Here is a 25,775-nt window from a genome sequence, read left to right as displayed (position 1 = left end):
CAGCCCCAGGCCCTGGAAGAAGAGGGGGGCAGTGGCTCTACCACCTACCACAACGCATTCAACGCGATCCCGGCGGACCGCAGGTGGCGCTCACAGGCCATGCACCGCCCCGTGATGGACGCCCCCCAGATAGCCATCGTAACCGGCCCGGAAGGCGAAGAAATCCATTGCGACCAGTACGGCAGGGTGAAAGTCCGATTCCCCTGGGATCGCCATTCCGAGAATGATGAACACAGCAGTGCCTGGCTCAGAGTCAGCCAGGGTTGGGCGGGAGGACAGTACGGGTTCATCGCACTTCCGAGAATCGGCCATGAAGTCATCGTCTCCTTCCTGGACGGCGACCCGGACCAGCCTATCATTACCGGGCGGACCTGGCACGCAGCCAACACGCCGCCCTACGCGCTGCCGGAACACAAAACCCGAACCACCCTCAAGACCCAGACCCACAAGGGTGAGGGCAATAATGAACTGCGGTTCGAGGACGAAGCGGACCAGGAACAGATCTACCTCCACGCCCAGAAAGACCTGGATCTGCTGACTGAAAACAACCGCACCGAAGTGATCAAAAACGATAGCCACCGCACGGTAGCGAAGGACGAATTCAGCCATATCAAGGGCAACGACCACAGCACCGTGGATGGCGAGAAACGGGAATCCATCGGCGGTGATTTCAGCCTCATCGCCAACGGCAGCCACCACAGCAAACAGGGCAAGAACCAGCTCATCGAAGCCGGCAGCGAAATCCACCACAAGGCTGGTATGAAAATCGTGATCGAAGCGGGCGCGGAAGTCACCCTCAAGGCCGGTGGCAGCTTTGTGAAGGTGGACCCCAGCGGTGTGACCGTGTCCGGGCCCATGGTGAAGTTGAATTCCGGGGGTGGGCCTGGGAGTGGGACCGGCGCTTCAGCTCAGGTGCCGGAGATGCCCGACCTCATCGACGCAGCCAAAGGCGCCCGGGTCAGGCAGGATGCGTTGAGGCAAACCAGCACCCGAACCAGCGCCGGACCGGACTCCGTGCCTGCAACAACAGCCCTCACCAGCCAGGTAAGGCAAACCCGGAGCCGCCCAACCCAAGCAGCTCCGGTTAGAGGGGAGGGCGGACAGGACCGGCTGGCGGACGTCAAGGGCCGGGACAGTGAGCAGGGCGCACTGAAAAGCACATCAACCTCAGGGAAGAGCAAGACGGTATGAGCGAATCTTTCACTCTCAAACCTGAAAAACTGGAAAAGACAATTCGCCTCAGGGCCGAAAACGACACCGGTGAGCCTGCAGGGATGGTGATCGCCGTCCCAACCCGGGAGGGCGGTACCTTCAACGTGCCGGTTCTGGAGGACTGGACACCACTGGAAGAAATGCCAGAAGGCGAACTCGGCAATACCCTGCTGAGCGTGTGCCCGGTGGCCGAAATTCACCGCAAGCGCCCCATCAAAGTCAGCGGCGTGACCGTGTTTGGTGGACGGGCTGTTTCCACACTGCGCCCCGGTTACCTCTATGTCTTCCGGGGGCAGACACTCTGGCGGGAATTCGAAGTCAGTTCCGAGGGCACCCTCAGCGAGATCGACCTGACCCCCGCCCGCCAGCAAAAAGCCGACCGCCGTTCGCCGGTGGGAAAATCCGTGACCGACTTCCTGATGCCGGTTTTTCTGCAGAATCGCTTCGAACTTTCTGAATGCCGGATAGCCTTTAGTGAAATCCAGTGACCCTGGGCCTACATCGAAAAGCTCGAGGGCACACCAGCGGTTCTGGAGAAACGAGCCTTATCCATCGCCCCTGCCTGGGCAGCCAGCAACGAGGACAGCCTGACCTTCGACAGCGGCTTTCCCGCTGCGGGCATTCGGTCCGTCCCCAACCTGAGGCCAAGGGACCTGGGCATCGAACTGATGCTGCAGGACCCATCGGCATTTACCCCGGCGTTCACCCGCCCAAACGAAGGAGAGCTGGTTTCCCGGTTGGTGCAGCGGTGGAGCTGGATTCCAGGGCCTGAGGAAGGCAGCGATGTGGCACCGCCCGACCTGACCCTGAAGGCAAACCCGTCAGACGATACCCTGGCCGAAGCCAGGGCGCATAGTGCCATCGTGTGCGTGGCCATTCCTGACCCGCTGTTCCGCCTGCGTCATGCCCTGGCGCAGTTGCACCTGGCCCTGCATTACCTTGATGCCATCGACCTGTCCCTGAAAAACCGACCGTTGATTCATTCCGCCACGTTGATACGCCAGGCGCTGTTCGATCCACACACGCAGTCCTCTGACGACCAGATTGAGACGCTCCGAGCCGCAGTGGACCGAAATAAACTCCACAAGGTTCTCGATCATTCCGAGCGCCAGAAGGCGCTCGAGGAAATCTCTGCCCAGCTGGAGATGCTGGAAGAACTGGTCAACAGCGGAGAATTCGACGCCGTTTGTGACGACTACCTCAACCACACCGGGCTGGGGCCCTGCGAAGCGTTTGCACTCCAGGCCGATCTGTTGAACCTGACACAACAACTCCCCGGCGTGCTGAATGCCCACGGCCTGAAATCACCAGGCAGTTTGTCACGGCTGCTCAAGCGGGGCCTTGGTAAAAACCCGCTCATCGACGCCCTCGCTGAGGGGGCAAAGTCTGACCGTGAACTCCCTCCCTTGCTGGCGCGATTAAGGGAACTCGCGGGCGATCAAAATACATTGTCGGAGGAGCGCCTGACCGGAGCGGGCCTGTCGTCCATCAGCATGTTGGCCCAGCAACTGACGCAGGAAGAAGGTGGCTCCAATCCGGGCAATGGTTCGTCCGCCGTTCCCAGCGGCGCAGGAGGCACCGCTGCGGGAATGGTTCAAACAGCCTTGGGAGGCTGGAGCGCTGCTGTACTCAAGGCTGTTGAAGGATTGCGCCAGAGTGGCAACCTGGGTGCCATCAAGCTCGACCGCGTGTTCACGTCCGTCAAAGAAGCGGCTGATATCGCGGATCCCAACCTTGGAGGGGAATTGCAGGTAATGCATCGGGGGGAGGTTGATCTTACTCGCTACAGCATCGTCGGTGTCCACGGTAATGGCATCTCGTTCGGTCTTACCGATGAAGACCGCAAAAGCGAAGCCCTGACCCGGCGCAATGACTACCTGTTTGCAGACAGAACAGACGCGGCGGGTAGCCGGGTGGCCTCCACCAGCCCCGGCCGATTGGTTGATGAAGGCGGAGAAGCCCTGGTGAAGGCAGCCGCTCATACCTGGGTGTTTGTTCTGCCCGTCGACCACCCGGAAGCCCGGAAATTCAGTGCGCTGAGAATTGATTGGGCGAAGAAAGCCAAGGGGTTTGCGGATGGGCCGGGGTTGTCGCGAGTGTTGGTGGGGTTGGCGGCGTATAATCTTGTTTCGGAGTTGTGTTCTTTGAGACAAAACAAATCCGGAGAACTCGGGTTTTACCTCACTAAACTTGTAGGGGCTAGTTTAGACCTCTCTGCAGCATTGATGAAGCTTCACGTCGTAAGCGGTTCGGCCGATAGCAAGCTGGTCACAAAGGTAGTACTAAGACCCCTTTTTGAGATCAAGTCAGTGCCACTGATCGGCACTTCTATCCAGAAACGGCTTTTGAACGTCGGAGCTGGCACAATTGTGCGCTTTATGGGGCTTGTTAACTTCTTTGCGGGCGGCGTAATGGTGGGAGTCAGCGCCTGGGACTGTCGCAACAGTCTCAGCCGTGGTGATATGGATGCTGCTCTTGGGCATGGTTTGGCTGTGGCCGGCGGCAGCGTCTTCCTGGCATCGCCATTATTGACCGGATTACTCGCGGTACCCGGTTGGGGCTGGGCGCTATTTGGCCTCGGCGTTGTGCTGGGTGGTAGCGTATTCGCAGCCATAGCCACCGACAGTGAGACAGAGCGCGTGCTGAAACAGGGCCCGCTGGGCGCGGGGCCCGCCCACGAGGGACTGCCTGCTAACGATTCTGTCTATTATCCGCAGTTGCTCAGCCAGCTATCCCCGGTAACGGTATCCGCTAAACGGTATGGTGACTTGAGTGGTACGGAACAGGCGATGTTTGCGAGACACAAACCGTCCCCGGACGACTACAGGGTGACGGTGCGCTCTCCCTTGGTCAGCCGCTTTAAACTGGGGCAACAACCTCCGGACAAATCTGGCAGTGAGAAGCGAGACTTAAGGCTTGGGATCCAGGAACTGGAATATACCCACAGTACAATGGAGACACACGTCGGACAGGTCGATGAATTCAATCTGACCCGAAACACCCCGTTGAAGCGAATTACAAACTGGGTTGTCGTACCGGAAGATAACGCAGTGCATTTTCTCGTCGAACGAAATCTTGCTGGGGGTGAGGTCAGAACGTTTGGTCATAGCAAAAGACGAACAATCAATCTAAGGGTGGTCTTGCAAGCCCGCATCGAAAGTGAATTTGGCGCGTTTAGAATCCCTATGCCAGTGCTTGATGATTACGAACCATTTGAGTCCAGCCGTCACGGCGCTCTGCCCGATAAACAGCGCCGGGTTTTCAACCCATTCGAAAACGAGCCAGTACCCTATTGGACCGTCAAAGAGGTCGCGGTGTGAGTGAGAACGGCCAAAAAAACAGCCATGGAAAAGACGGTTTTCGGGCCGATCAGATTCCGAACTTGCCAGATCCTCCCGCGAAACGCGAACGGCTAGGCGAGGACCTTCAGCCTGTTGGTGACTACGCAGGAATCGAACCATATAGCCGGGTTTGCGAAGATGTAGATGCTATCCAACATCAGGATCAGAACGCTCCGGATGATTTAGCGCCCGGCGACTGGTGGTGGGACCACCGTCAGATTCGATTTCTCAACGGTAAAGCGTTTGTTGGGTTATCTTTTTTTCTGTTGGCAGCGCCCTATATTTGGGGAACGTTACTATTTGGGGGTGGTGGGTACTATTTAATGTACTTTTCTGACGAAATTGATCTCCCGTTTTTTTTAAAGTTCTCTGTTGTTTTCATTCTCTGTTTGGCTTGGATTCCATTATCGATATATCTAATCGTTACGACTACTCCTTGGATTATGGGCGGCTTTGCCCTGTTACTCCACCCCTTCGACAAACTACTGGGTAAACTCCTCGACCGGGGGCTGGAGGCCGGCGAAAGCGCCTTCAACCGTGAAACAGGCGAGGTCAGCTTCGCCTTGCCGGGCGGCAAAAAACTGACCGCCCCCTTCGAGGAGTTCGACGCCTACGTGGAGCGTGTGGTCCAGCATGGCGGCATCTTCTATCGCCTGATGTTCGTTCATCGCTATACCGGCAATCAGTTCAGCCAGACGTCCCTGAGCCGGATTGAGCCAAGCAAGGAAGAAGTCATGGCCCTGTGGGACATGCTTCAGCGGTACATGGACGTTTCCCAACCATTGCCGGATGTGCCAAGGCTGGAGCCCTTCCGCCACTTGGACCCCGTAACGGCGGAGCATGACCATCGCACCGGGCGGAATCCCCGGTTCTGGCGGGACCTGGACCTGGACGCTTGGAAACAGGGTGAAGGCGCCGAGTGGCTGAAACGACAGACGGAGTATCCCTGGGGTAAACGCACCTGCGAGCTGACACCGCAGATTGGCAAGATTTCGATGGATGCCTACAGGGCAAAGAGAGCTTGTGCGGGAGACCTAGGGGAATTAGTGGAAACGTCAGGATAGAAGACCAGCCGTTTATTATCCGCAGATGCTCAGTCGCTTTTAGCCGGGCCAAAAAGTACTGGAAAAAGCGCGGATGCAGAGCCAGCTTTAAGGCCGGGGGTTCCGGAACTGGAGGATCGGGAAAGAGGTAGACATGTGAGTGAGAATGACCAAACACATCGCCAGGTGAAAACCGGTTTCCGGGCATATCAGATTCCGGAATTGCCGGAGTCACCAACAAAACGCGAACAACTTGGTGAAGACCTACAACCTGTGTGTGACTACGCCGGTATCGAGCCTTACCACCGGGTGTGTGAAGAACTAGGCGCCGTCAAGCATCAGGACCAAAACAATCCGGGTGACTTTGCCTCTGGGGAATGGTGGTGGAACCACCGACAGATTCGTTTTCTCAATGGTAAGACATTTATCGGTCTTTCTGCATTGCTGCTGTTGATACCTTATGTTTGGGGTGGTGTAGTTTTGGTCGGTGGAGGGATGTTGTTCTACTACGGTTTTTATGAACTGGTGGTAGATATACACGATTTTATTTTTTTCTTGGTTATGCTCTTTGCCGTTCTTGTTTGGATGCCAATCTCCTTCTATGTCCTCATTAAAACCATGCCCTGGGTCATGTGCGGTTTCGCCCTGTTACTCCGCCCCTTCGACAAACTACTGGGTAAACTCCTGGACCGGGGGCTGGAGGCCGGCGAAAGCGCCTTCAACCGTGAAACAGGCGAGGTCAGCTTCGCCTTGCCGGGCGGCAAAAAACTGACCGCCCCCTTCGAGGAGTTCGACGCCTACGTGGAGCGTGTGGTCCAGCATGGCGGCATCTTCTATCGCCTGATGTTCGTTCATCGCTATACCGGCAATCAGTTCAGCCAGACGTCCCTGAGCCGGATTGAGCCAAGCAAGGAAGAAGTCATGGCCCTGTGGGACATGCTTCAGCGGTACATGGACGTTTCCCAACCATTGCCGGATGTGCCAAGGCTGGAGCCCTTCCGCCACTTGGACCCCGTAACGGCGGAGCATGACCATCGCACCGGGCGGAATCCCCGGTTCTGGCGGGACCTGGACCTGGACGCTTGGAAACAGGGTGAAGGCGCCGAGTGGCTGAAACGACAGACGGAGTATCCCTGGGGTAAACGCACCTGCAAGCTGACACCGCAGTTGGGCAAGGTCTCCATGCAGGCGTACCGGGAATTTCGCCCGCAAGACGCTTATCCTGTTTGACTATCTGTCGTATCAACGTGCCTGGTCAACGAATTGCCTTTGATCAGTTTTTTCTTGCTGAAACGCCTATTATGATACCCGGCCCCGACTGTTGAACCGGATAGAGAAACCATGACCACGATGCCCTTTGATGCGTTAGCCTGCCCACTGGACGGGTGTTCGCTCACCCCCAGCGAAAAGACCTGGCGGTGCGAAAACGGGCACAGCTTCGATGTTGCCCGGCAGGGCTATGTGCATTTGTTGCCGGTTCAGAAGAAACGCACTCTGGACCCCGGTGACAGCAAGGAAATGGTGGCGGCCCGACAAAGGTTTCTCAAGGCCGGTTTCTACGCAAAGATCGCCGACGCCGTTAACAATCTGGCGCTACAGGCGCTGCCCACGGAAGGCGTTGCCTCGGTACTGGACGCCGGTTCCGGTGAAGGCTATTACCTTCGACTACTTCCGAACATCGCCGGTAACCGAAGCCTTGCGATGATTGGCGTGGATATCTCGAAGTGGGCGGTCCTGGCAGCGGCAAAGCAGGATAAACAAACCCAATGGGTGGTCGGCAGCAACGCAAACCTTCCGGTACTGTCGGAATCGCTTGATCTGGTGCTTTGCCTGTTCGGTTTTCCGGTTTATGGCGAATTCGCCAGGGTGCTGAAGGCCGGTGGGCAGGTTATACAAGTGGATTCCGGGGAGGACCATCTCCGGGAGCTGCGCGAGATCATCTACCCCGAACTGAAGCCGCCGGCAGACAATGAGAGCACTGCGCCCGAGGGTTTCCGCCAGCTGGATTCGACCGTGGTACGATTTGCGCTCCCCCTTCCAGACCGCGACAGCATTGCCGATCTGCTGGCCATGACTCCGCATCTATACCGGGCCACCTCTGAGGGGCTTGAGAAGGCAGCGGCACTCGAGTCACTGGACGTGACGGTCGACGTTATTCTGAAACGCTTCGAAACGTGTTAAGCGCAGAAACTCACAGACTCTCATCTGAATCTGGTGCCTCTCCGCGTTTGCAGGAAGCGAGTCGTTTTTCCGCCTTGCCGATGATCAGGGTATCCGCAAGAATGTGCAGAGCCTTGTTAGTGGTGCGCACGGTTCGATAGATCTGCTGGCTGGTCTGATCATGAGTCGCCCGTGCTTTACGGGCGGTCTGCCGGAACTCTTCATCTTTTGAGAACAGATCAATCAGCCCGAAAGTGGTATTGGAAATCGCCTTGTGAAGTTTCTCAACGGCGCTGGCACCACCTGAGACAGAGTCCTCCAGCAATCTGGCGCGATTCCGGACCTCCAGAAGGTCCATCCGGCTCTTCTGGACGGCGCTGTGTGCAGCCACGCGATGGGAGTTAAGAATCCGGGCTTCACGCCGGCAGAGCAGCAGCTGCCAGTACGCGACACAGAGCCCGCCCAAAGCCAGGAAAAGCAGAGCTGACACAATGGCATTCGTGATCATGGCAGTACCCTCCTATCGATACTCGATCTGCATTTCCACATCAATTTGGCGTTCTGTCATCTCTTCTTCAAGCTCTTTCATTACTTCCTGATACACCATCTTCCGCACCATCACCGGCAGCTTGTCGGCAAGTACCCGGGCAGATCGGGATTCCCGTTTCGCCAGGGCAATCGGATCCAGCACCCGCAGCGTAATAACCAGCTCCGGTTCCCGCGCTGAATCTGCGATATTGTCATTCTCCATCATTCGGGCAATCACTTTACGCTGTTCCAGAACCTGCCAGCAGACAAAGCCGCTGAACAGGACAAGCAGGATGCTGAGTACCGTAAGAAAGATGATCAATTCAGACCTCCGGGAATCGTTCTGTTCACTGCCTGGCAGTGTGCCTGATAGAGTGTGACAAACGATTGGCCGTGACGACGGTTTTGCCGGTAGGGAAGGGAAAGTGGAACGGCGTTCAAACCTGCTAAAATCGGTTGAGGTTGCACAGTGAGCCAGACTAAATCAACGAGTTAAGGTCGACTATTCCTGCTAACGGAGGATTGTTCATGATTTGGTTCAAAGCGTTTGTAAGTGGTTTTCTTGCAACCCTGGTGTTCCATCAGGGCCTGTTCACGCTGTTCTGGCTGGGTGACCTGGTGCCCAAGGCACCTTTCAACCTGTCTCCGGTGCCACCGTTGGGTGTTCCGGCCGTTGTATCGCTGGCGTTCTTTGGCGGCCTCTGGGGGATGGCGCTATGGCTCATTCTTGGCCGCCTGGCCGGGGTGAAGTTCTGGCTGGGGCATGTCATTGCGGGGGCAATCGGCCCCACGGCAGTCGCCATGCTGGTGGTTTTCCCCCTCAAAGGGCTTGATGTGTCCTCCCAGACCTGGGTAGGCGGACTTCTCCTCAACGGCTTCTGGGGCCTGGGTGTTGCCCTGTTCATGCGCCTGATGGGTGCAAAAGCGCCATCGGGCCTTCGATAAACGTTCAATCAACAGTTCCGACTAAGGAAGACCAATGACTAAATCCGCGGAAACGACTTACGATCTGGTGGTATTTGGTGCCACCAGTTTTGTTGGTCAGATTCTTACCCGTTACCTGCTCGACACCTACGGAGTGGGTCAATCGGTGAAGTGGGCGATTGCCGGGCGCTCGGAGAGCAAACTGAACACCCTGAAATCCGGATTGGGCGAGCCCGCGAAAGATCTGCCGGTTATTCTCGCCGATGCCTCCGATGAGCCAGCCCTCAAGGTCATGTGCGAACAGGCCCGTGTCATCATTTCTACCGTAGGCCCTTACGCTCTGTACGGTGAGCCGCTGGTGCAGGCCTGTGTGCGCACCGGAACCGACTACTGCGACCTGGCCGGCGAGGTGCAGTGGATCCGCAAGATGGTGGAACGCTACGAGGGCGAAGCGAAATCCTCTGGCGCACGCATTGTTCACTGTTGCGGTTTCGACTCCATTCCGTCCGATATGGGTGTCTGGTTCCTGCAAAACCAGGCAGAGCAGGTTTTTGGTGCGCCCTGTTGCGATGTTCGCATGAGGGTGAAGGTAGCCAAAGGAGAGTTCTCCGGCGGCACTGTGGCGTCCATGATGAACGTGGCAAAGGAAGCGGCGGCAGACCCGAAGCTGCGGAAAGAGTTGGCTAACCCATTCTCCATCTGCCCACCGGAACACCGCTCCGAAATCCGTCAGCCCAGCCTCAGGGGCGCCGAGTTCGACAAGACCTTCAACGTCTGGCTGGCGCCGTTTGTGATGGGCGCCATCAATACTCGGGTGGTGCATCGCTCGAACGCGCTACAGGATGCCCGGTACGGCAGGGAGTTCACTTACGACGAAGCAATGATGACCGGCAGCGGAACCAAGGGGCGACTGGCCGCCTACGCCATCACCGGTGGCCTGGCAGCGTTCCTTACTGCCTCTGCCATCAAGCCTACCCGCTGGCTGGTGGAGAAGTTCGTGCCTCAGCCCGGCGAAGGGCCAAGCCCGGAAGCCCAGAAATCCGGATTCTACGATTTGCGTTTTGCGGGCCGGACCGAGGATGGCAAAACCATCATCACCAGGGTGACCGGTGATCGGGACCCGGGTTACGGTTCCACCGGCAAGATGCTGGGCGAAGCGGGGATGTGCCTGGCTTTTGATATTCCGGCAGACCAGCCCGGCGGTTTCTGGACCCCGGCGTCATTGCTGGACGGCAAACTGATGGAGCGTCTGACCAGCAAAGCCGGCCTGACCTTTGAGGTGGTCGAAACCCGCTAGCAACTCAGGTGAATCACGCGGTCGGTGCCCGGAAGGGCATCCGGCCTATGTGCCAGGCTGATCACCGTTTTCCCATCCAGAAGACCGTCCATCCGTTTTGCTATTCGAGCACGGGTCTCGGCATCCAGGCCGGTAAACGGCTCATCCAGAATCACCAGCGGGGCAGAGTTCAGCAATACCCGCGCCAGCGCCACCCGTCGGGCCTCACCACCAGACAGCCGGCTGCCCGCGCATCCCAGCCAGGTGTCAAGCTGGTCCGGTTCCGAAGCGAACCGCTCCGCCAGCTCCACCTGCTCCAGAATACCCCACAGGTCGGTGTCGCTGGCTGTCGGGGAGCCCAGCTTCAGATTTGCTCTCAGAGTGTCTTCAAACAGTACGGTTTGCTGGGTCAGATAAACGCGATCCAGGCATGCGAATGTGCCATGTAAGGGCAGCAAACCGGCGAAGGTATCCGCCAGGGAAGACTTACCACTACCGGAATGACCAAGGATTCCAAGTCGCTCGCCGGCCTGGACCTGAAGCTCGAAATGTTTGAACAGTGGCGCGTAACCTTCATGTTTTACCGTGATGTTTTTCGCCATAAGCGCAGTGCCTGCCGGCAGGTTAACCGTGCCCGAATCAGCATCCGGTTCGTTTGCCCGACAATCCCGGTTCAGACGCCGGGCCGAGGCCACGGTAGCTCCCAGCTTGCCGAATGCATCCGGTAGCACGGTGTAGACTTCCGCCAGTCCAAGCAGGACAATCGGCAAAAGAACCAGCACCGGTGCGGACAATGTGCCGGCTCGATACAGGGCAAAACCGGCCCAGAGTGCGAAAACGGCAGAAAGGTTGATCAACAGGTGGGCACCGGCCAGGTGCCAGCCAATGCGGGCGTCTGCCTTAGCCTGCTCTGAGGTTACCTGATGAGCCTGGCGCATCAACCAGGCCGCATGTTTTCCGGTTCTTCCCGCCGCGGTCAGCTCCGCAAAACCCTCGATGTGTTCAACCACGGCGGTTCGCAGGGCTTCCTGCCGGTCACTCTGCCGGGCTGAGAGGTGTCGGGTTCGCAGATAAACGCCGATGGTAGCGATCAGGAACGTCACCAGCAGTATCAGGCCCAGCAGCATGGCTGCCTGCATATCAAAGAGCACCGCTGCCAGCATCACGACCAGTATGGAAACCAGCGCAGCAAGTGCGGTTGGTGCGATCAGCCGAAGATACAGGGTGTCCAGGGAATCGACATCGGTGGTCAGCCTTGAAAGCCATTGGGCCCCCGTCAGCCCACTTCTGTGGCTCCGGCTCGCGAGAGATAGTCCCCGGAACAGCGCCACCCGGATGTCGGCCAGCAAGCGCAACACCGTATCGTGGTTGTACACCCGCTCCAGATACCGGAACACCGTGCGGGATACCGCAAAGAGCCGGATGGCCCCGCCGGGCACATACAGATGGATGGTAGCGCCAACTCCGGCAGCTACAAGGAGTCCTACCAGCGCCGTTTCAGTGATAAACCAGCTGGAAATCGCGAGCAGGGCAATGCCGGAGAGCAGGGTGGCGAGGATCAGGAAACCGCCCACAACCAGACGCCCCGGGCGCTTGAAGATGAGATTCAGCCACGGCTTCAGGTCGCGCATCCCGCACCTCCCCGCCGGAGACCAGCAAAATCCGGTTTGCCAGCGTGAGCAAGGCCTGGTGGTGGGTAGAGAAGATCAGGGTTTTGCCGGCCACCGCCAGTTTGTGCAGCGCTTCCAGAACGAAGACTTCACTGTCGCTGTCCAGACCCGCCGTGGGCTCGTCCAGCAGGATCAGATCGTAATTGGCCAGGAAGATACGGGCCAGGCTCAGGCGCCGCGCCTGCCCGCCGGAAAGGCCGTGACCGTCTTCGGACACCGCACTGTGAATTCCGTATTTCCGACTGTCCAGCAGGGGGCCCATGCCAGCATTGCGCAGGGCAGTTGCAATGGCAATATCAGAGGCGTCCGGCGTGGTCAGCCGAAGGTTGTCCGCCCATGTGCCCTGAACCAGGAACCCTTTCTGTCCCAGCCAGCCAAACCGGAAACTGCCGGGAGCCTGGCCGAACAACTGGATTGTACCGGTGTCCGGTGCCAAAAAGCCGGCCAGCAGGTGCAACAGGGTGGATTTCCCGCCACCGGAAGGGCCGGTAAGGGCAACAACGTCGCCCTGTCGGATTGTCAGCGACAGTTCCTTCAGAACCTGCTGGTCAGTCCCGAATACCTTTGATACCGAATTCAGCTCAATCACATCGCTTATGGCGGCTGCGTCTGCCAGGTCAACCGACCAATGGCTGCCCACCGGCCTGCTCAGGCGCGCAAGGATCTCCGCGCCGGCTCCCATAGCCGCGGCACGGTCATGGTAGTGCTGGGAGAGGGTCCTCAGCGGCTGAAAGAATTCCGGAGCCAGCAACAGAATCAGCAACCCGGAAAATAGCGTCAGCTCCGCCGAAGGGCCATAGCTGATGTAACCCAGCAGGCCAAACCCGATATAGATCGCAATCACAGCGATGGCAACCGAGGCGAAGAACTCCAGCACTGCGGACGACAGGAAGGCGACTCGCAAGGTTTTCATGGTGATACGCCGGTAATGGTCCGACCGTTGGCGTATAAGCTCGGCGGCACCGGCGGTCTGGCCAAATAACTGCAGGGTTGTCAGCCCGCGAACCTTGTCCAGGAACTGCCCGGAAAGCCGGCTGATGGTCTCGAAATGCTGCTGGTTCACCTTTTCCGCGCCCATTCCCACCAGGGCCATGAAAACCGGAATCAAAGGGGCTGAGAGCACAAGAAAGATCCCTGCCAGCCAATCCAGCCAGAACACCAGAGCCAGAATCATCAAAGGCACAATTATCGAAAGGCCCATTTGCGGAAGGAAGCGGGCGAAGTAGCCGTGCAGGGCCTCAACATGATCTATCCATTCCCGGGCGAGGGTGCCGGCTGAAGGCTGGTCCAACGCAACCGGGCCAGTGGCTTGCCAGTGCTTGTGAATCTGCCGCCGGGCATCCCGGCGCACCTGCTCACTGCAGCGGGCGGCAAGTTGGGTCTGAAAGCCCTGGCCTAGGGCACGCACCGCCAGGGCCAGGATCAGACCAAGAAAGAAGGGAGTGAGTTCCGCGACCGGAACTTCATCAATAATGCCCAGGTGAATAATCCGGGCCAGCAGAATCATCTGGATAATGGTGGCAACGCCGGCAACCGTGCCGGCAGCAACGGCGCTCCAGATCCAGAAGCGGCTGCCACGGGCCAGCCGGGCGAGCCACCCCCTGACGGCCTTCTGGTCGGTGGCGGAAGTCCTGCCTCCGCCACCGCTCGCCCGTGGCTCAGCCACTTAGTGGCAGTCCTGTCAGCCAGGTAATGAATACCCGGATAAGGGGCAGATAAATCAGCTCCATAATCAGCGACCTCCCTGACTGGGTCGGTTTGGTTATCATCGGCATATTCAAACAGCACCGGGGCGAGTGGTGGCGGAGAGCACCAGAGTGTACGCAACGATATAAAGCCGATCAGTGTGAACAATGCCATACCGTCAAATGGCGTGAAATGACACCACAAAAGCGAACTGGATTCGCGGTAAGATGAGAGGATCAAGTTCCATGGAACCCTCCGGTAGCGTTCACATCAAAATAGACGGTCTCAGTGAGCCCGTTCAGCCGCCGCCTTAGCTCATTTTGTTGTGTTGTTATTACCGGCAGGTGACTGTCATGCTACTGACTGTCATGCTACTAAACATGGCGGCAAAGCCGATAGGGCAGGTTGTCGCACCCCTTGATATAAAACAAGTAAGGGCACACCAATGAGTTTTTATGAGGACCGGATACTGCCACACATCATAGACTGCGCCTGCTCCATGGGCCAGGTGATGAAACTGCGCAGCCAGGTAGTACCCCACGCCAGGGGCCGGGTGCTGGAAGTGGGTATGGGCTCCGCCCTCAACCTGGAATTCTATAACCCCGACCAGGTAGAGATTGTGTACGGCCTTGAGCCCTCAGGCGGTATGCGCCGCAAGGCCCAGCCCAATCTCGCCCGCTCTCCGGTCAAAGTGGAATGGCTGGAGCTGCCCGGAGAAAAAATCCCGCTGGAAGACCACTCCGTGGACACCGTTCTGCTCACCTTTACCCTGTGTACCATCCCGGACTGGCACGCCGCCCTCCAGCAAATGAAGCGGGTGCTGAAACCCGGCGGCGAACTCCTGTTCCTGGAACACGGTGAATCACCTCACGACAGCACCCGAAAATGGCAACACCGAATCACTCCGGGCTGGAAAAAACTCGCTGGCGGCTGCCACCTGAACCGAAACATCGCCGACCTGATCCGGCAAGCCGGCTTCGAAATCCTGGAGCTTGAAAACCTCTATATTCCCAAGGCGCCGAAGATCGCCGGCTACATCTACAAGGGCAGGGCGATAAGTCCGTAGAGGCCTGGCCAGCACCGGGGAGGTGCTGGGTAGAATCCGAATTGCGTTACCACACGCGCCCTTATACAATTCCGCACTTCAAAACTTCCCTCCGAATGCCCGGATGGTGAAATTGGTAGACACAAGAGACTTAAAATCAAGACGGAGCAACGAAGGAAAGGTATGCAAAACAACTGGTTACAATGTTCGAAAATTCAGTATGTATCGAATATGTATCAGTTGAATTTAAAGGCCCCGGTGGTGAAATTGGTAGACACAAGCGACTTAAAATTCAACGTCTCTATGCAAAAAATCCATCTAACCATTGAAAAATAAAGGGATTTATTGTCTGGAAGAGCATAGAAAAAAATTGTATACTGCTGTATACTTATTCTTGAATTTTGGGGGTTAGCCCTAGCATCCAAAAACCTGTATAAAGCGGGTCGAAAGATCAACGCCGGGATGGTGGAATTGGTAGACACACAAGACTTAAAATCTTGAGACCGATAGGTCGTGCGGGTTCAAGTCCCGCTCCCGGTACCACTTCAACCGCTCGCATGGATTGCCAAGCGGTCGCGCCACCTGCCGGAAATGGTGGGACTGTCAGGAGAGACTGACACCACACCAGCGAGCTTTACCAAAGCCAAACACCAAGACACGCCCCAGCCAACAACCCAAACCATAACGATTCTGAAGCGACTTTTTTTGTGTTGTCATCATTTCCTGCCTGAACAAAAAGCCCTAACGCCAACGCTTGAACCATCAAAATCAATAGTAAATTGTCCATCGAGTTTTTTATTTTTAACTAATAAACATTTATCACGAATCGGAAAAAATTCAATCAAATTTGCAAAAACCAAAAATATTGCCCTTTATCGGGTGTATTTTGATAGTAGGTATACAATTACCCTACGAAGAAAAAAGACACGCTAAAAAGCAAAAATTTGACAGTATATTTTTCATTATTTAGGTGAGGAGGGGCCTTACGATGTCCAGTTAATATTTTTCTAGTGGTTTATTTAAATAATCTCACACCCTCGGATAAATTCAATTTTTAATATTAAAACAAAATCATATTATAATATCTCTTCCTCAGAACAATTTTCTTATCGTTCCTGAGTTTCGTGTGAAAAAATGTTCGATTTTATTGCAGAGAAAATTAAAAGAAAAAAGTTTGACAAAAAAGAAAAGAAAAACCTTGTTTAGAATACTTGTTTTGAAGTACTTGTTTAGATTACTTGTTTAGAGGGATTCGCGCTAGGCCATGACTGGCGCGGCACACAGGGATTTAGGTGCGACTTTTTTGTGGTAACTGGCGACGTTTTTATGGTTGACGGCGACTTATTTATGGCTAGATGCGACCTTTTTACGGTTGCCGAAAATCCGGTATCCAATTCCGTTTAATAAAAATACTTTTATTTTTCGCGTCAATAAATTATCGAAATCCAACTTTTTTATTGCGTATGCCGAAATTCATTGACCTAAGTCGTTTTGTGTATTCTTGACATTGTTTTTTAGCGTGTTAAAAAATCAATGAGGTGAATGCAATGAAAAATAAATCAGTATCGATAACAAAATCAAATCAGTTAATGTCTGCCAGCTACTTTCTGACAGCAGAAGAACAACGTTTAATCTTGGCCTGCATAAGCAAAGTAAATCCTTTGGAGGACGGTGGATTATTGTCGAACAAAAAATTCTATATAACGGCCAGCGAATTCAGGCAGCTATTTAAAGAAAGAAAGAATGTTGATGTTTATAAAGTTCTGCAAAATGTTTCGAAAAAACTATATCAAAGGAGCTTCACATTAAAATCAAATGGTTTTGTGATTGAAAGTCGATGGGTTAGCGAAGTCGGCTATCATAAAGATAAAGGAATGGTGCATCTGGCATTTTCACCGGAAGTAATTAACCATATCACAAGTCTAAAAAGGAACTTTACAAGTTACAAACTTTTAAATGTAAGAAATATGGAGTCGATCTACGGAATAAGGATTTACGAGTTGATAATAAAGGTAATCCCATCGAAAACGGCATTGAATTTCCGAATTAGCGACCTCAAAAACATACTTGGTATTGACGGAAAGTATTCAAAAGTAAACGATTTAAAGAGAAAGGTTCTTGATCAAGCAAAAAAGGATATCAACAAATATTCAGATCTTTATTTCGATTATAAACCAATAAAAGAAGGTCAAAGAATAATTGGCTTTACCTTATTGTTTAAGGAGAAGCCAGAGTCAGAAAAGCCACAGCAAGCTGTTCAACAAATTGCAAATCAGCTTCCAGACCTAAGCGATGATTTTACCGATTTTAGCGAGATCGAAATCAATGATGCTAACGGTGACTGGCTTGTTGATGACATTGACTTTTAGCCACTTTCGGCTGGCTTTTTAGTATAAAAATCAATCAATTAAAACTAGAGACCGAGGCTGGTAGGTGTGGTAAAATCGCGCCCGTTTAGCGCGTGCTTTGGCTTGGTGCATGCTTTGGCGATAAGGCACAAAGCTGAAGTAAATCAATCAACTAGGTAAGTGGTTTCAGAAATGGCAAAAAAAGAAGCAAAAACAGATTTCTGGGTTTACGGCCTTCTCAAAGAAGCAGGCATTGAACTTGAACCACAAGGAAGCTCTATCAAAGAAATCAATGACGCTCTGAAAACTGCGTCAAAGGCTGGATCGGGCAAGGTCGGCTTCCCCGAATTTGTCGGGCTTGTTAAAGATTTCCTGTTGATTATTGAAAACAAAGCGGACGTTGCCAAACATGTGAAAAGAACCAAGGGTGACACGATCAGCGCGGCTGTGAAGGACGTAAAAGACTGCGCCGTGAATGGTGCTTTATTTTATGGCAAGCATTTAGCCAAAAACACGAGTTATAATAAGATTATCGCCTTTGGTATATCTGGCGATGAAAAGCAGCACCATATTAGCCCGATTTTCATTGATGAAACTGAATACTACCGGGAGTTGCCTGATGTAGAGTCCTTCATTTCATTCAATGAAGAAAATATTGAAGAATATTACACCAGAGAAATTCTGGAAGAAGAAACCGATCACGATAAAGAGCTTCATGAAATTCTGAAGGATGCCGCAGAGCTTCACGAAGATTTGCGCAACTACGGCAATTTGAAAGACATAGACAAGCCGCTTGTCGTATCAGGTATTTTGCTAGCCCTTCGGGAGTCCGAATACAAAAACTTTTCCACTGATGATCTGGTTGGCGATGACACCGTTAGCACCGATGGCGACAAAATCTTCAAAGCCATTGCATCGAACCTCAAGCGCTCTAACGTTCGGCCTGATGTTAAGCGTGATAAAATCCTGAGCCAATTTGCGATTATCAAAGATACTCAAATCCTGAACGAAATTAATACCACGCTCGGCAAGACCCCTCTGAAGCATTTCACCGAGTTTTTGAACCAGCGGATATATAGGAGTATTCGCTACACTAGCTCTTCTGAGGACTATCTGGGACGGTTCTACGGCGAGTTTATGTCCTACTCGGGTGGGGATGGCCAGACCCTCGGCATTGTTCTGACTCCGAAACACATAACGGATCTGTTTTGTGAATTGGTGGACATTCAGCCCGATGATATCGTCTTCGATCCGTGCGCGGGCACAGCGGGCTTTCTCATTGCCGCTATGCACCACATGATTGCTCAGGCGGATACCGATGAGCAGAAAAAGAACATTCGTCAAAAGCAGCTTCACGGGCTGGAACTGCAACCCTACATGTTCACCATTGCTACCACGAACATGATTTTGCGGGGTGATGGGAAATCCAACTTGGTCAATCACAACTTTCTGAAAGAGAGCCCTAGTAAGATCCAGCTTAACGGCGCAACGGTTGGAATGATGAACCCGCCGTATTCGCAAGGCTCCAAGAAGAACCCTGACCTTTACGAAATTGCCTTCACAGAGCATCTGCTGGACTCATTGACCGAGGGTGGCCGTGCGGTAGTTATCGTGCCTCAATCGTCAATGACCGGGAAATCATCGGATGAAAAGGCCATTAAAGGCAATATCCTGAAAAAACACACGTTAGAGGGTGTGATTACGCTGAACAGCGATACCTTCTACGGCGTTGGAACTTTGCCCTGTATAGCGATATTTACAGCCAATGAGCCACACCCGAAAGGCAAGGAATGCCGGTTCATCGACTTCCGGGAAGATGGCTACAAAATCAATCCGCATATCGGTCTGGTTGAGACTGAGCAGGCCAAAGACAGAAAACAACACCTGCTCGATGTCTGGTTTGACCGAATAGAAGCGGCAACCAATTTTTGCGTGAAAACGTCCATCGAGAAAGACGATGAATGGTTGCACAGTTTCTACTACTTCAATGACATGATGCCCACTGAAAGGGAGTTTGAAGCGGTAATTACCGACTTTCTTGCCTTTGAATATCTCATGATCGTAAAGAACAGATCCTATTTATTTGAAGGGCTGAGCTGGCACGACGTGACGCAAGAAGAGATAGAGGATCTGGTTGAAAAAGATTGGGAAGAGTTCTTCCTGAAGAGCATTTTCAAAGAGGTGCAGCGCGGTAAACGCTTGAAGAAAGATAATCAGGTGCCGGGGAAAATGCCCTACATTTCCTCGACCTCACTCAATAACGGCGTTGATAATTTCATCGGGAATAATACCGGCGTTCGGATTTTCTCAGACTGTCTGACTGTTGCGAATAGCGGCAGTGTAGGGTCAAGTTTTTATCATCCATACAGCTTCGTTGCCAGTGATCACGTAACCCATCTAGCGAACAATGAATTTAGCAAATACATCTATTTATTCATTGCAGCGCTGACAAATCGGCTGTCCGAAAAATATAACTTCAACCGGGAAATTAACGACAAGCGGATCAGTCGGGAAAAAATAATGTTGCCGGTGACGGAAGAAGGGGAGCCAGATTTCGAATATATGGAGCAATACATGAAGAATCTGGTTGCTAGGAAGCGGATTCAATACAATACGTTCTTATCTACTGCTGAAAAGCACCCTGACGCGGGCAAATAATAAAAAGATTTGAGCCACCTTCGGGTGGCTATGTCTTTACGTGAACCTCGTCGGCTTCCGGGGCTTTGGTCTGTATTTTCTTCGATGTGCCTCATACTGACGCTTAACCTTCTCATTGTCGTCCAACGTTGCCCTGACCAATTTTTCAGCGGTTTCAGCATCAAAGCCGCCGTTTTTACATAGTTCTGAGTAGATAAGATCCGGGGAGTGACCATCTGCAATCATTGCCTTGGTAATGTATCTACCAGACTGAACAGGTGTTGGTTTGACCTCCACACCGGTTTGCTTGTGCTTTTTATCAAGCACAACCTGTAATCGGTCGAAATACTCATCAAATAGTCCGCGAGGGCGGTTCTTTTCGGCTTTTGCTGCCATTCTGCGCATTGACTCAACAAGGCGTTGTTGCTTGTCAGAAAGTCGTTTTGACGGTGACTCAACGGGCGCTGCATCTTTATGCTTGGCCTTTGCCCTTTCGCCGATGGTTGGCTGGTGGGACTTCGATGGCTTCTCAACTTTGCCTGTCGAGGGGTATGTTATAGCCTGATATTCGATCCCGTATTGCTCTCGCAGACTCTGGATGTCCTTAGCCGTTGGCTCGTAGCCTTTCAATGTCAATCCCATAGCCTGAGCGTGAAGCCAGCTTTTAGCCTTAAACTCGGCGCTTCCACTGGGCACAACTGTTGTCCAGCCTTTTTCAACACAGAGTTGAAGGGCAGCTTTTACAGCGGTGTCAGTGGTTGTTTCAAAACTGATACGGGAGCCATGGTCACGGAATGCCACTCGGTCAAAGCGCGAATAGCGATACACGCCGCCCTCATCAGCTCTCATAATGCGGTGCAGGGCGTAACGGTTATCAAACTTTTTTTTACCCTTAGATTTGCTCTCAATGCAGCTCAGTGCGTTGCCGTTGTCATTTACCTTCTCGGCAACCTCGGCCATCTTCTCAGCCATTCGTTTTAAAATTTCAATATCTCTGCTGGGGTCAAAATCAAGCTGTTTGCTAATATTGGCCCAGCCAAACGAACGGTGGAGCTGGGAAGCGGTGAAATACTCTCCTTCGTGGCGGAATTTAAAGCCACTCATCCTGCCGGTGCTGGAAATGTTTGGCACTGCGTAGATTCTCTGCATTTTCATCAATTCCATGAATTCTTTGACGTTTGCCGATTTTTTTATGGTTCGCTCAACACACTTCCTGACGTGGAATTTGGTGTTTTTATTGCCCTTGCTTACGTCCTGCCATTCCTTGTGATTGGCTGGGAAAGCTTTGCTCTTTGCTACCTTCTGGGTTGCTTTGTAGCCATACCTGTCCTCGATGCCCATGGCGATTGAACGCAAGGTTTTGTAGTTCTGGGAGTGGTTGTTATAGAAGCCGGTGCTGTCTCTTCGGCCAACGATGCCGTGAACGTGCAGAATGCCGTTTTTTGTGTCATTTTGAGCCGCCAACATGTAATCCATCGGTAGCTCCGTCAGAGGCTTCTTGCGCTTCTTTTTTCGGCTCTGATTCCAGTAATCAAGCAACGCTTCCTTGGCTCTCTCAACGGCCTGATCCGGGGTCAATTTGTCGTCTTTGGCATACGAAAAAATGATGTGGTCATAGAGGAATTTCTGAGGCTTTTTGTTCTCATGCAAGAACGTTTCTTCTATCTGATTAGAAAGAAAATGGGCAAAGGTTTCTGGCTCAACTGCGACAATATAGGGTAGGTTGCTATTGCTTTGAACCGCTAGAATGCGATCAGCTCTTCCCTGACCATTTTTAGGTCGGAGTATGTATTCAATTGCTTTCCTTGCCTGCGGTTTTGTCTCCCCTGTATGACTGATTTTTATTATCATTAGCTGTCATCGTTTAGATTTTTTTTATCCTATTTGCAATATCCTGAAACTCTGAAATTGCTCTTAATGCCTCATTGAGATTTTCAAAGTCTATAATGTGAAGACGATCAGATGCGTTCAATTTGAAAGCAATCTGATTGACATTATTTCCAATCTGTTTCATTTGAAAAACAGCCTCAGTTAAATTGTCAGGGACGACAATTTTTTTCGGTTTAAACGCGCCATTTTGTTCAGCGTTTCTTATTGCATTAAGCACGAACTCTCGGCGGTTAACTTCGCCAGAATCAACCTCACTTTGAACGAAATTTTCGTATTCATTTTCGCTCAAATAGAACTGAATCTTTCGTTTCCTTCTCCTTTTTTCATCGTTCATAAAACCTCGTTTATTGTTATTTTTATCAACCAAAACCACCATTTTTGTTTAAAAATGCGACCGAAGGAAGCATTTTCATCTCTAAGTTGGCGACCGCAGGGAACAACTTAGAGCGAGTGAGCCGCCCAACTAAACCGGTAGGTTTTGGTTGGTGTTATCCCATAGGGGATAACAAGGCATAACTCGCAATGTTTAGTTATCAGTTTATTTTTATGTGATTTACCAAATCACTTATTTAAAGATACCATATTTTAATAATTGATCAATCATGCAGAAATTTGACTTAAATACAAAACATGATATATCAAATATAAATAACCCGTAATGGAGGTGTTTATGTTAAAGATGAAAATTATAGGAGTTGAAGATGTAGTTGAGGACTGTTTGGAAATAGGTGAAAGCTTTACCAAAAAAATAGGCTTGGAAAGCCCGCTCGAAATTGGATATTTGGGCCAACAAAGAGCATTTTATTTAAATGATGAAAAAGCGGCTGAGTTTTTCGAAGTAAAAACAAAAGACTGGTCAATGGATGATATTAAAAATTATCTCAAAACGATTGTTCAGGATTTACGCAGGGAATACCCAAAGCTAATGGGTAAGGATTGGAAGAAACGAATTTTCATAGGATTTGACAAAAAGCAATGCGAATATGGAATTCTAATTCCATTCGTCGTTGAAGATGAAATCCTTGTTGACACTTGGGGTATAAGAGCCGAAGAGGTGGCTGAAAAACTTAACTCAAAACGCTTTTCTGATGATGATTTCCCCGAGCTGGCACAAGAGGCCAAAGCGTTCGTCTTCGATGTTAACTCGGGCAGGGTAGTAGACGAGATGGATTTCTCGACAGCAGAGGGTTTATTGAAGCAAGGGTGGTCACCAAAAAAGCCCGAGACCTTCTCCGATGGCTCGGCCTTACTTGGGAAGAAGAATACTCGGAGGAGGTTGAGGAGATAATCGAAGAGTTTGAACTGGATATTAACTATCATTTTTCTGAAGAAACTTTCTTCGAGGATTACTCGCTCTGGATTTTATTTTTCTGGGCTTTGTGGGCGAAAATGAAAGAGAAGGAACAAAAATGGGAGTTCCTTGAAAATTACAGAATTCTATTTGAGGGCGAAAATAAACCGATTGGACGGAAATTCCGATGGTCGTAGATTTGAGCAAACTTGGCATCGAGTCTTTGATAAACTCGCCTTAATTGACCGATTTGACCACGTAATATTTTAAAATATTTTGTTCTTTAAAATACGTGCAAATGTATTTGCGTGATTAATTGTATATTGTTAGCATTGTCACTACCTGCAATTTATGATTTCGTTATCGATTATTAATCGGGTTAGGGTGGAGCCTATTCCGATTTTTTGGTGTTTTGGTAAGATTTTGCCTAAAACTGGAGAAGCTTCATGACAGCCCGACGATATCGCTACCGAAAGCCCCAAACCGTTGAAGAGCTTCTGCAAGAAGAACGAAGGCCGGGGCGTGAATTTAGCCCCGGCGTTTACTTGGACTTTCGTGAAAAATATGATCCGCTAAAGCTTTATAATTCCCAGTGGCTTCGGATTACTGTAGGTAAAATGAATGCAGCTCGCAGCTATTCAGAGGATGAGAATAGAAAGGCTTGGCAGATGATGAGAGACGACCTCGAAAAAGCCTATACTGGCGAATCAGTTGAGTCGATGCGAGAAATGGTCAGAAAACAACAAGAAGAATTCAGAAAATTAAAAGAAGGAAAGTGAAAGCCGCCCGAAGGCGGCGATCTAGTTTGATGAAATAAAAAATATTAACTAGGTGTCAACGGCAAGCCTTTTAATTTTCGATAGAAGGAATTTTTTCCTCTAATTTTTGCTGTCTTAGTTTGTGATAGTAGGCAAAGTTGAAGGCTTTATCGACACTTTCAAGTTTTAGATAATAATCGTCGATCATTTGCAAGCTATTGCCTACTTGACGCGCAACTTGTTCAACTGTCCACTTTTCAGCGCCTTCATGGTTTAATAGCTTCATTGTTATGTAAGAGTGCCTGAAAGAATAGGGCGTAAAATTCCTTATGCTATCAATGTATTTTTTATCATGTAAATAATTTAAATAGCGGTCAAATGGCTTATTGAATTCAACGGTTTTCCCATCTAAGCGATCAAAGATTACCCAGTCAGAATAATGTTTTTTAATGTCTTTTAATGATTCAAAAATATCTGGATTTTTTGTTGTAGGGGGATGAAATGTGGCAATGTATAAACTATCAAGTATTTCATTAATGGGCTCTTTCTGTATGGAATATCGGATGGCCCATTGCAGAGCTGAGAATGCATCCTGATCAAGAACAATACGCCGTTGCTTGTAGCCTGTCTTGCCTTTACGAATAACGGCAGTCAGAATTTCAATTCCATCTTTTTCTATAATTTCCAAATCACGCCAGCGTAGGGTTTGCACTTCACTGCCGGGGCGGGCACCGCTGCCGATCAAAAAGAAAGAGCTGAGCATCATGAGAAAACGGTTTTCAGCCGTCACCGCTTTGCGGGATGCTCGGATAAATTCGGGAAAACTGTGAAGGATTGTGGCCAGCTCTTCCGCTGAGAAAAAGTCCCTGACAGCCTTTTCTGAGCCCCGTTTCACGCGGGGCATGGCTGGAACGTCACGCTCTTGCATGAATCCCTCACGGATCGCCTGCTCAAAGAGATACTTGAAGCTGGTCTTTGTGTTGTTGATCTGCGTCTGGGACTGATGGATATCGGCATTGGCCTTGAAATAATCTTCAACGACAAAGCGTGTCAGCTCGTCTACACGGGTTTTGTGCTTGGTGAAGTAGGGTAGGAAGTGGTTTTCCAAAAACCGTATGTAGACCTTGTAGTTGTGCTTAAACGGGCGCTTGTCCCTGATCGTCTTAACAGTGCGCGGGATGAGCTGATGAATGTAGGGTTTTCTGTCCAGTAGGTCTATGCCATGCTCTTGCTTGATTTTGGCTTCCTGAACGATGCTCTTAGCCCTGAAAATGGCTTCGTAGCGGTCTTCGGTTTTCAAACTTTTTCGCAGCTCTTTGAGGCCGGGATGGTTGTCGATTCTGACTCGACACCACCAGAAAGGTGATTTTTTGGGCTTGTAGATTGCCAAGCCATCCGCTATTTTTTCGTAGTTCGAAGCAGTCATTTTGTATACTCCGCTGTATACTGGCGAAACCAAAGGCAAGCAAGCCTTTGAAGTGTATCGCAAATAATAGTAGAGCACACGGCCTTAAAATCGCTTGCCGCATGGCGTGCCGGTTCAAGTCCGGCCCGGGGCACCATTATTTTTAACCGCTCGCAAGGATTGCCAAGCGGTCGCGCCACCTGCCGGAAATGGTGGGACTGTCAGGAGAGACTGACGCCCCCTTCACTGAAGCTGTCTGGAGCAAAGGACGTATGCCAGAACAAAGCGAATCTGTTGTTGAAAGAATTAGATCCAATATCCGTCCGCTGAAAATCCGAGATAAAGCTGTCGATCAAGAACTGTTGGCCAAACGATTTGAGCAGTGTATACGTTACGCCGTAGATGAAGCCTACAAACATGCAGATCGGAAAGATATGACTGCTGAGGCTCTAACAAAACAGCTAATCGAGAATGATTTGGTACAGCAGGAGTTTTATAGGGAATTCTGATCGGGACTCGGTTTTATCTTTCAGAGGGATGCCTACCAAACAAATGAAATGC

Annotated in this window: 21 protein-coding genes and 1 tRNA gene; 15 read left to right on the top strand and 7 right to left on the bottom strand. The window is 51.5% G+C overall.

Annotated elements, in window-relative coordinates; all coding sequences use genetic code 11:
- The 6 genes from QPL96_RS15755 to QPL96_RS15730 all read left to right on the top strand — a co-directional run.
- A partial coding sequence (locus QPL96_RS15755; RefSeq protein ID WP_303288259.1) for a type VI secretion system Vgr family protein occupies nucleotides 1-1,191 on the top strand: 1,191 nt, incomplete at its 5' end.
- Nucleotides 1,188-1,700, top strand: a complete 513-nt coding sequence (locus QPL96_RS15750) for a toxin VasX (protein ID WP_303288258.1) — start codon at nucleotides 1,188-1,190, stop codon at nucleotides 1,698-1,700. The genes QPL96_RS15755 and QPL96_RS15750, both read left to right, overlap by 4 nt.
- Before the next feature lie 381 nt (nucleotides 1,701-2,081).
- On the top strand, nucleotides 2,082-4,532 hold the full coding sequence (locus tag QPL96_RS15745) for a hypothetical protein (protein ID WP_303288257.1): 2,451 nt from the start codon (nucleotides 2,082-2,084) through the stop codon (nucleotides 4,530-4,532).
- A complete protein-coding gene (locus QPL96_RS15740; RefSeq protein ID WP_303288256.1) occupies nucleotides 4,529-5,617 on the top strand; it encodes a hypothetical protein in 1,089 nt (362 codons plus the stop codon). The genes QPL96_RS15745 and QPL96_RS15740 overlap by 4 nt, the downstream gene beginning before the upstream one ends.
- A 135-nt stretch (nucleotides 5,618-5,752) precedes the next feature.
- Nucleotides 5,753-6,826, top strand: coding sequence for a hypothetical protein (locus tag QPL96_RS15735; protein ID WP_303288255.1), 1,074 nt, complete (start codon nucleotides 5,753-5,755; stop codon nucleotides 6,824-6,826).
- Nucleotides 6,827-6,937: 111 nt separating this feature from the next.
- Nucleotides 6,938-7,777, top strand: a complete 840-nt coding sequence (locus tag QPL96_RS15730; protein ID WP_303288254.1) for a putative RNA methyltransferase — start codon at nucleotides 6,938-6,940, stop codon at nucleotides 7,775-7,777.
- Between the two features lie 10 nt (nucleotides 7,778-7,787).
- Here QPL96_RS15730 and QPL96_RS15725 read toward each other — a convergent pair whose 3' ends face one another.
- Together QPL96_RS15725 and QPL96_RS15720 are read right to left on the bottom strand one after the other, a co-directional pair.
- The gene (locus QPL96_RS15725; protein ID WP_303288253.1) at nucleotides 7,788-8,264 is read right to left on the bottom strand and encodes a hypothetical protein; all 477 of its coding nucleotides are present in this window, start codon (nucleotides 8,262-8,264) and stop codon (nucleotides 7,788-7,790) included.
- A gap of 12 nt (nucleotides 8,265-8,276) precedes the next feature.
- Complete coding sequence (locus QPL96_RS15720) at nucleotides 8,277-8,606, bottom strand: hypothetical protein (protein WP_303288252.1); 330 nt, start codon at nucleotides 8,604-8,606, stop codon at nucleotides 8,277-8,279.
- Between the two features lie 206 nt (nucleotides 8,607-8,812).
- Here QPL96_RS15720 and QPL96_RS15715 point away from each other — a divergent pair, with 206 nt between their 5' ends.
- On the top strand, nucleotides 8,813-9,229 hold the full coding sequence (locus QPL96_RS15715; RefSeq protein WP_303288251.1) for a hypothetical protein: 417 nt from the start codon (nucleotides 8,813-8,815) through the stop codon (nucleotides 9,227-9,229).
- A gap of 34 nt (nucleotides 9,230-9,263) precedes the next feature.
- On the top strand, nucleotides 9,264-10,505 hold the full coding sequence (locus QPL96_RS15710; RefSeq protein ID WP_303288250.1) for a trans-acting enoyl reductase family protein: 1,242 nt from the start codon (nucleotides 9,264-9,266) through the stop codon (nucleotides 10,503-10,505).
- Here QPL96_RS15710 and cydC read toward each other — a convergent pair.
- Complete coding sequence (gene cydC / locus QPL96_RS15705; RefSeq protein WP_303288264.1) at nucleotides 10,502-12,058, bottom strand: thiol reductant ABC exporter subunit CydC; 1,557 nt, start codon at nucleotides 12,056-12,058, stop codon at nucleotides 10,502-10,504. The two genes, QPL96_RS15710 and cydC, sit on opposite strands and share 4 nt — an antisense overlap.
- Nucleotides 11,982-13,820, bottom strand: a complete 1,839-nt coding sequence (gene cydD / locus QPL96_RS15700) for a thiol reductant ABC exporter subunit CydD (RefSeq protein WP_303288249.1) — start codon at nucleotides 13,818-13,820, stop codon at nucleotides 11,982-11,984. The genes cydC and cydD overlap by 77 nt, the downstream gene beginning before the upstream one ends.
- 465 nt (nucleotides 13,821-14,285) lie before the next feature.
- Between cydD and QPL96_RS15695 the strand changes: the two genes are divergently transcribed.
- The 4 genes from QPL96_RS15695 (at nucleotide 14,286) to QPL96_RS15680 (ending at nucleotide 19,891) form a co-directional block, all read left to right on the top strand.
- A complete protein-coding gene (locus QPL96_RS15695) occupies nucleotides 14,286-14,906 on the top strand; it encodes a class I SAM-dependent methyltransferase (protein WP_303288248.1) in 621 nt (206 codons plus the stop codon).
- Nucleotides 14,907-15,341: 435 nt separating this feature from the next.
- Nucleotides 15,342-15,428: transfer RNA gene (locus tag QPL96_RS15690), tRNA-Leu, on the top strand.
- Between the two features lie 1,004 nt (nucleotides 15,429-16,432).
- A complete protein-coding gene (locus tag QPL96_RS15685; RefSeq protein ID WP_303288247.1) occupies nucleotides 16,433-17,254 on the top strand; it encodes a RepB family plasmid replication initiator protein in 822 nt (273 codons plus the stop codon).
- Nucleotides 17,255-17,425: 171 nt separating this feature from the next.
- On the top strand, nucleotides 17,426-19,891 hold the full coding sequence (locus tag QPL96_RS15680) for an N-6 DNA methylase (protein WP_303288246.1): 2,466 nt from the start codon (nucleotides 17,426-17,428) through the stop codon (nucleotides 19,889-19,891).
- A gap of 36 nt (nucleotides 19,892-19,927) precedes the next feature.
- Here QPL96_RS15680 and QPL96_RS15675 read toward each other — a convergent pair whose 3' ends face one another.
- Nucleotides 19,928-21,721 (bottom strand): LPD7 domain-containing protein, encoded by a 1,794-nt coding sequence (locus tag QPL96_RS15675; RefSeq protein ID WP_303288245.1) that lies wholly within the window; start codon nucleotides 21,719-21,721, stop codon nucleotides 19,928-19,930.
- 13 nt (nucleotides 21,722-21,734) lie between these two features.
- Nucleotides 21,735-22,094, bottom strand: coding sequence for a plasmid mobilization relaxosome protein MobC (gene mobC / locus QPL96_RS15670; RefSeq protein WP_303288244.1), 360 nt, complete (start codon nucleotides 22,092-22,094; stop codon nucleotides 21,735-21,737).
- Between the two features lie 336 nt (nucleotides 22,095-22,430).
- Between mobC and QPL96_RS15665 the strand changes: the two genes are divergently transcribed.
- Nucleotides 22,431-23,048 carry a hypothetical protein gene (locus QPL96_RS15665; protein WP_303288243.1) on the top strand — a complete coding sequence of 206 codons (618 nt, stop codon included), beginning with the start codon at nucleotides 22,431-22,433 and terminating at the stop codon, nucleotides 23,046-23,048.
- 449 nt (nucleotides 23,049-23,497) lie between these two features.
- Nucleotides 23,498-23,830, top strand: a complete 333-nt coding sequence (locus QPL96_RS15660) for a hypothetical protein (RefSeq protein ID WP_303288242.1) — start codon at nucleotides 23,498-23,500, stop codon at nucleotides 23,828-23,830.
- Nucleotides 23,831-23,900: 70 nt separating this feature from the next.
- Here the strand turns inward: QPL96_RS15660 and QPL96_RS15655 are convergent, their stop codons facing one another.
- Entirely contained in the window at nucleotides 23,901-25,235 is a 1,335-nt protein-coding gene (locus QPL96_RS15655; protein WP_303288241.1) for a site-specific integrase, read from the bottom strand.
- A 251-nt stretch (nucleotides 25,236-25,486) separates the two neighbouring features.
- On the opposite strand from QPL96_RS15655, the gene QPL96_RS15650 reads away from it, so the two are divergent.
- A complete protein-coding gene (locus QPL96_RS15650) occupies nucleotides 25,487-25,723 on the top strand; it encodes a hypothetical protein (protein WP_303288240.1) in 237 nt (78 codons plus the stop codon).
- The last annotated feature ends 52 nt before the right edge of the window (nucleotides 25,724-25,775 follow it).

Origin of the sequence: Marinobacter sp. SS8-8, from assembly GCF_030540945.1 — a bacterium.
Taxonomy (GTDB): domain Bacteria; phylum Pseudomonadota; class Gammaproteobacteria; order Pseudomonadales; family Oleiphilaceae; genus Marinobacter.
This window is presented reverse-complemented; position numbering and strand designations above follow the sequence as displayed.

Coding starts and splice junctions, on each gene's coding strand:
- QPL96_RS15685 (WP_303288247.1), top strand. CDS start 16,433: ATGAAAAATAAATCAGTATCGATAACAAAATCAAATCAGTTAATGTCT.
- QPL96_RS15750 (WP_303288258.1), top strand. CDS start 1,188: ATGAGCGAATCTTTCACTCTCAAACCTGAAAAACTGGAAAAGACAATT.
- QPL96_RS15715 (WP_303288251.1), top strand. CDS start 8,813: ATGATTTGGTTCAAAGCGTTTGTAAGTGGTTTTCTTGCAACCCTGGTG.
- QPL96_RS15680 (WP_303288246.1), top strand. CDS start 17,426: ATGGCAAAAAAAGAAGCAAAAACAGATTTCTGGGTTTACGGCCTTCTC.
- QPL96_RS15665 (WP_303288243.1), top strand. CDS start 22,431: ATGTTAAAGATGAAAATTATAGGAGTTGAAGATGTAGTTGAGGACTGT.
- QPL96_RS15675 (WP_303288245.1), bottom strand. CDS start 21,721: ATGATAATAAAAATCAGTCATACAGGGGAGACAAAACCGCAGGCAAGG.
- QPL96_RS15725 (WP_303288253.1), bottom strand. CDS start 8,264: ATGATCACGAATGCCATTGTGTCAGCTCTGCTTTTCCTGGCTTTGGGC.
- QPL96_RS15710 (WP_303288250.1), top strand. CDS start 9,264: ATGACTAAATCCGCGGAAACGACTTACGATCTGGTGGTATTTGGTGCC.
- QPL96_RS15695 (WP_303288248.1), top strand. CDS start 14,286: ATGAGTTTTTATGAGGACCGGATACTGCCACACATCATAGACTGCGCC.
- QPL96_RS15655 (WP_303288241.1), bottom strand. CDS start 25,235: ATGACTGCTTCGAACTACGAAAAAATAGCGGATGGCTTGGCAATCTAC.
- QPL96_RS15660 (WP_303288242.1), top strand. CDS start 23,498: ATGACAGCCCGACGATATCGCTACCGAAAGCCCCAAACCGTTGAAGAG.
- QPL96_RS15730 (WP_303288254.1), top strand. CDS start 6,938: ATGACCACGATGCCCTTTGATGCGTTAGCCTGCCCACTGGACGGGTGT.
- mobC (WP_303288244.1), bottom strand. CDS start 22,094: ATGAACGATGAAAAAAGGAGAAGGAAACGAAAGATTCAGTTCTATTTG.
- QPL96_RS15650 (WP_303288240.1), top strand. CDS start 25,487: ATGCCAGAACAAAGCGAATCTGTTGTTGAAAGAATTAGATCCAATATC.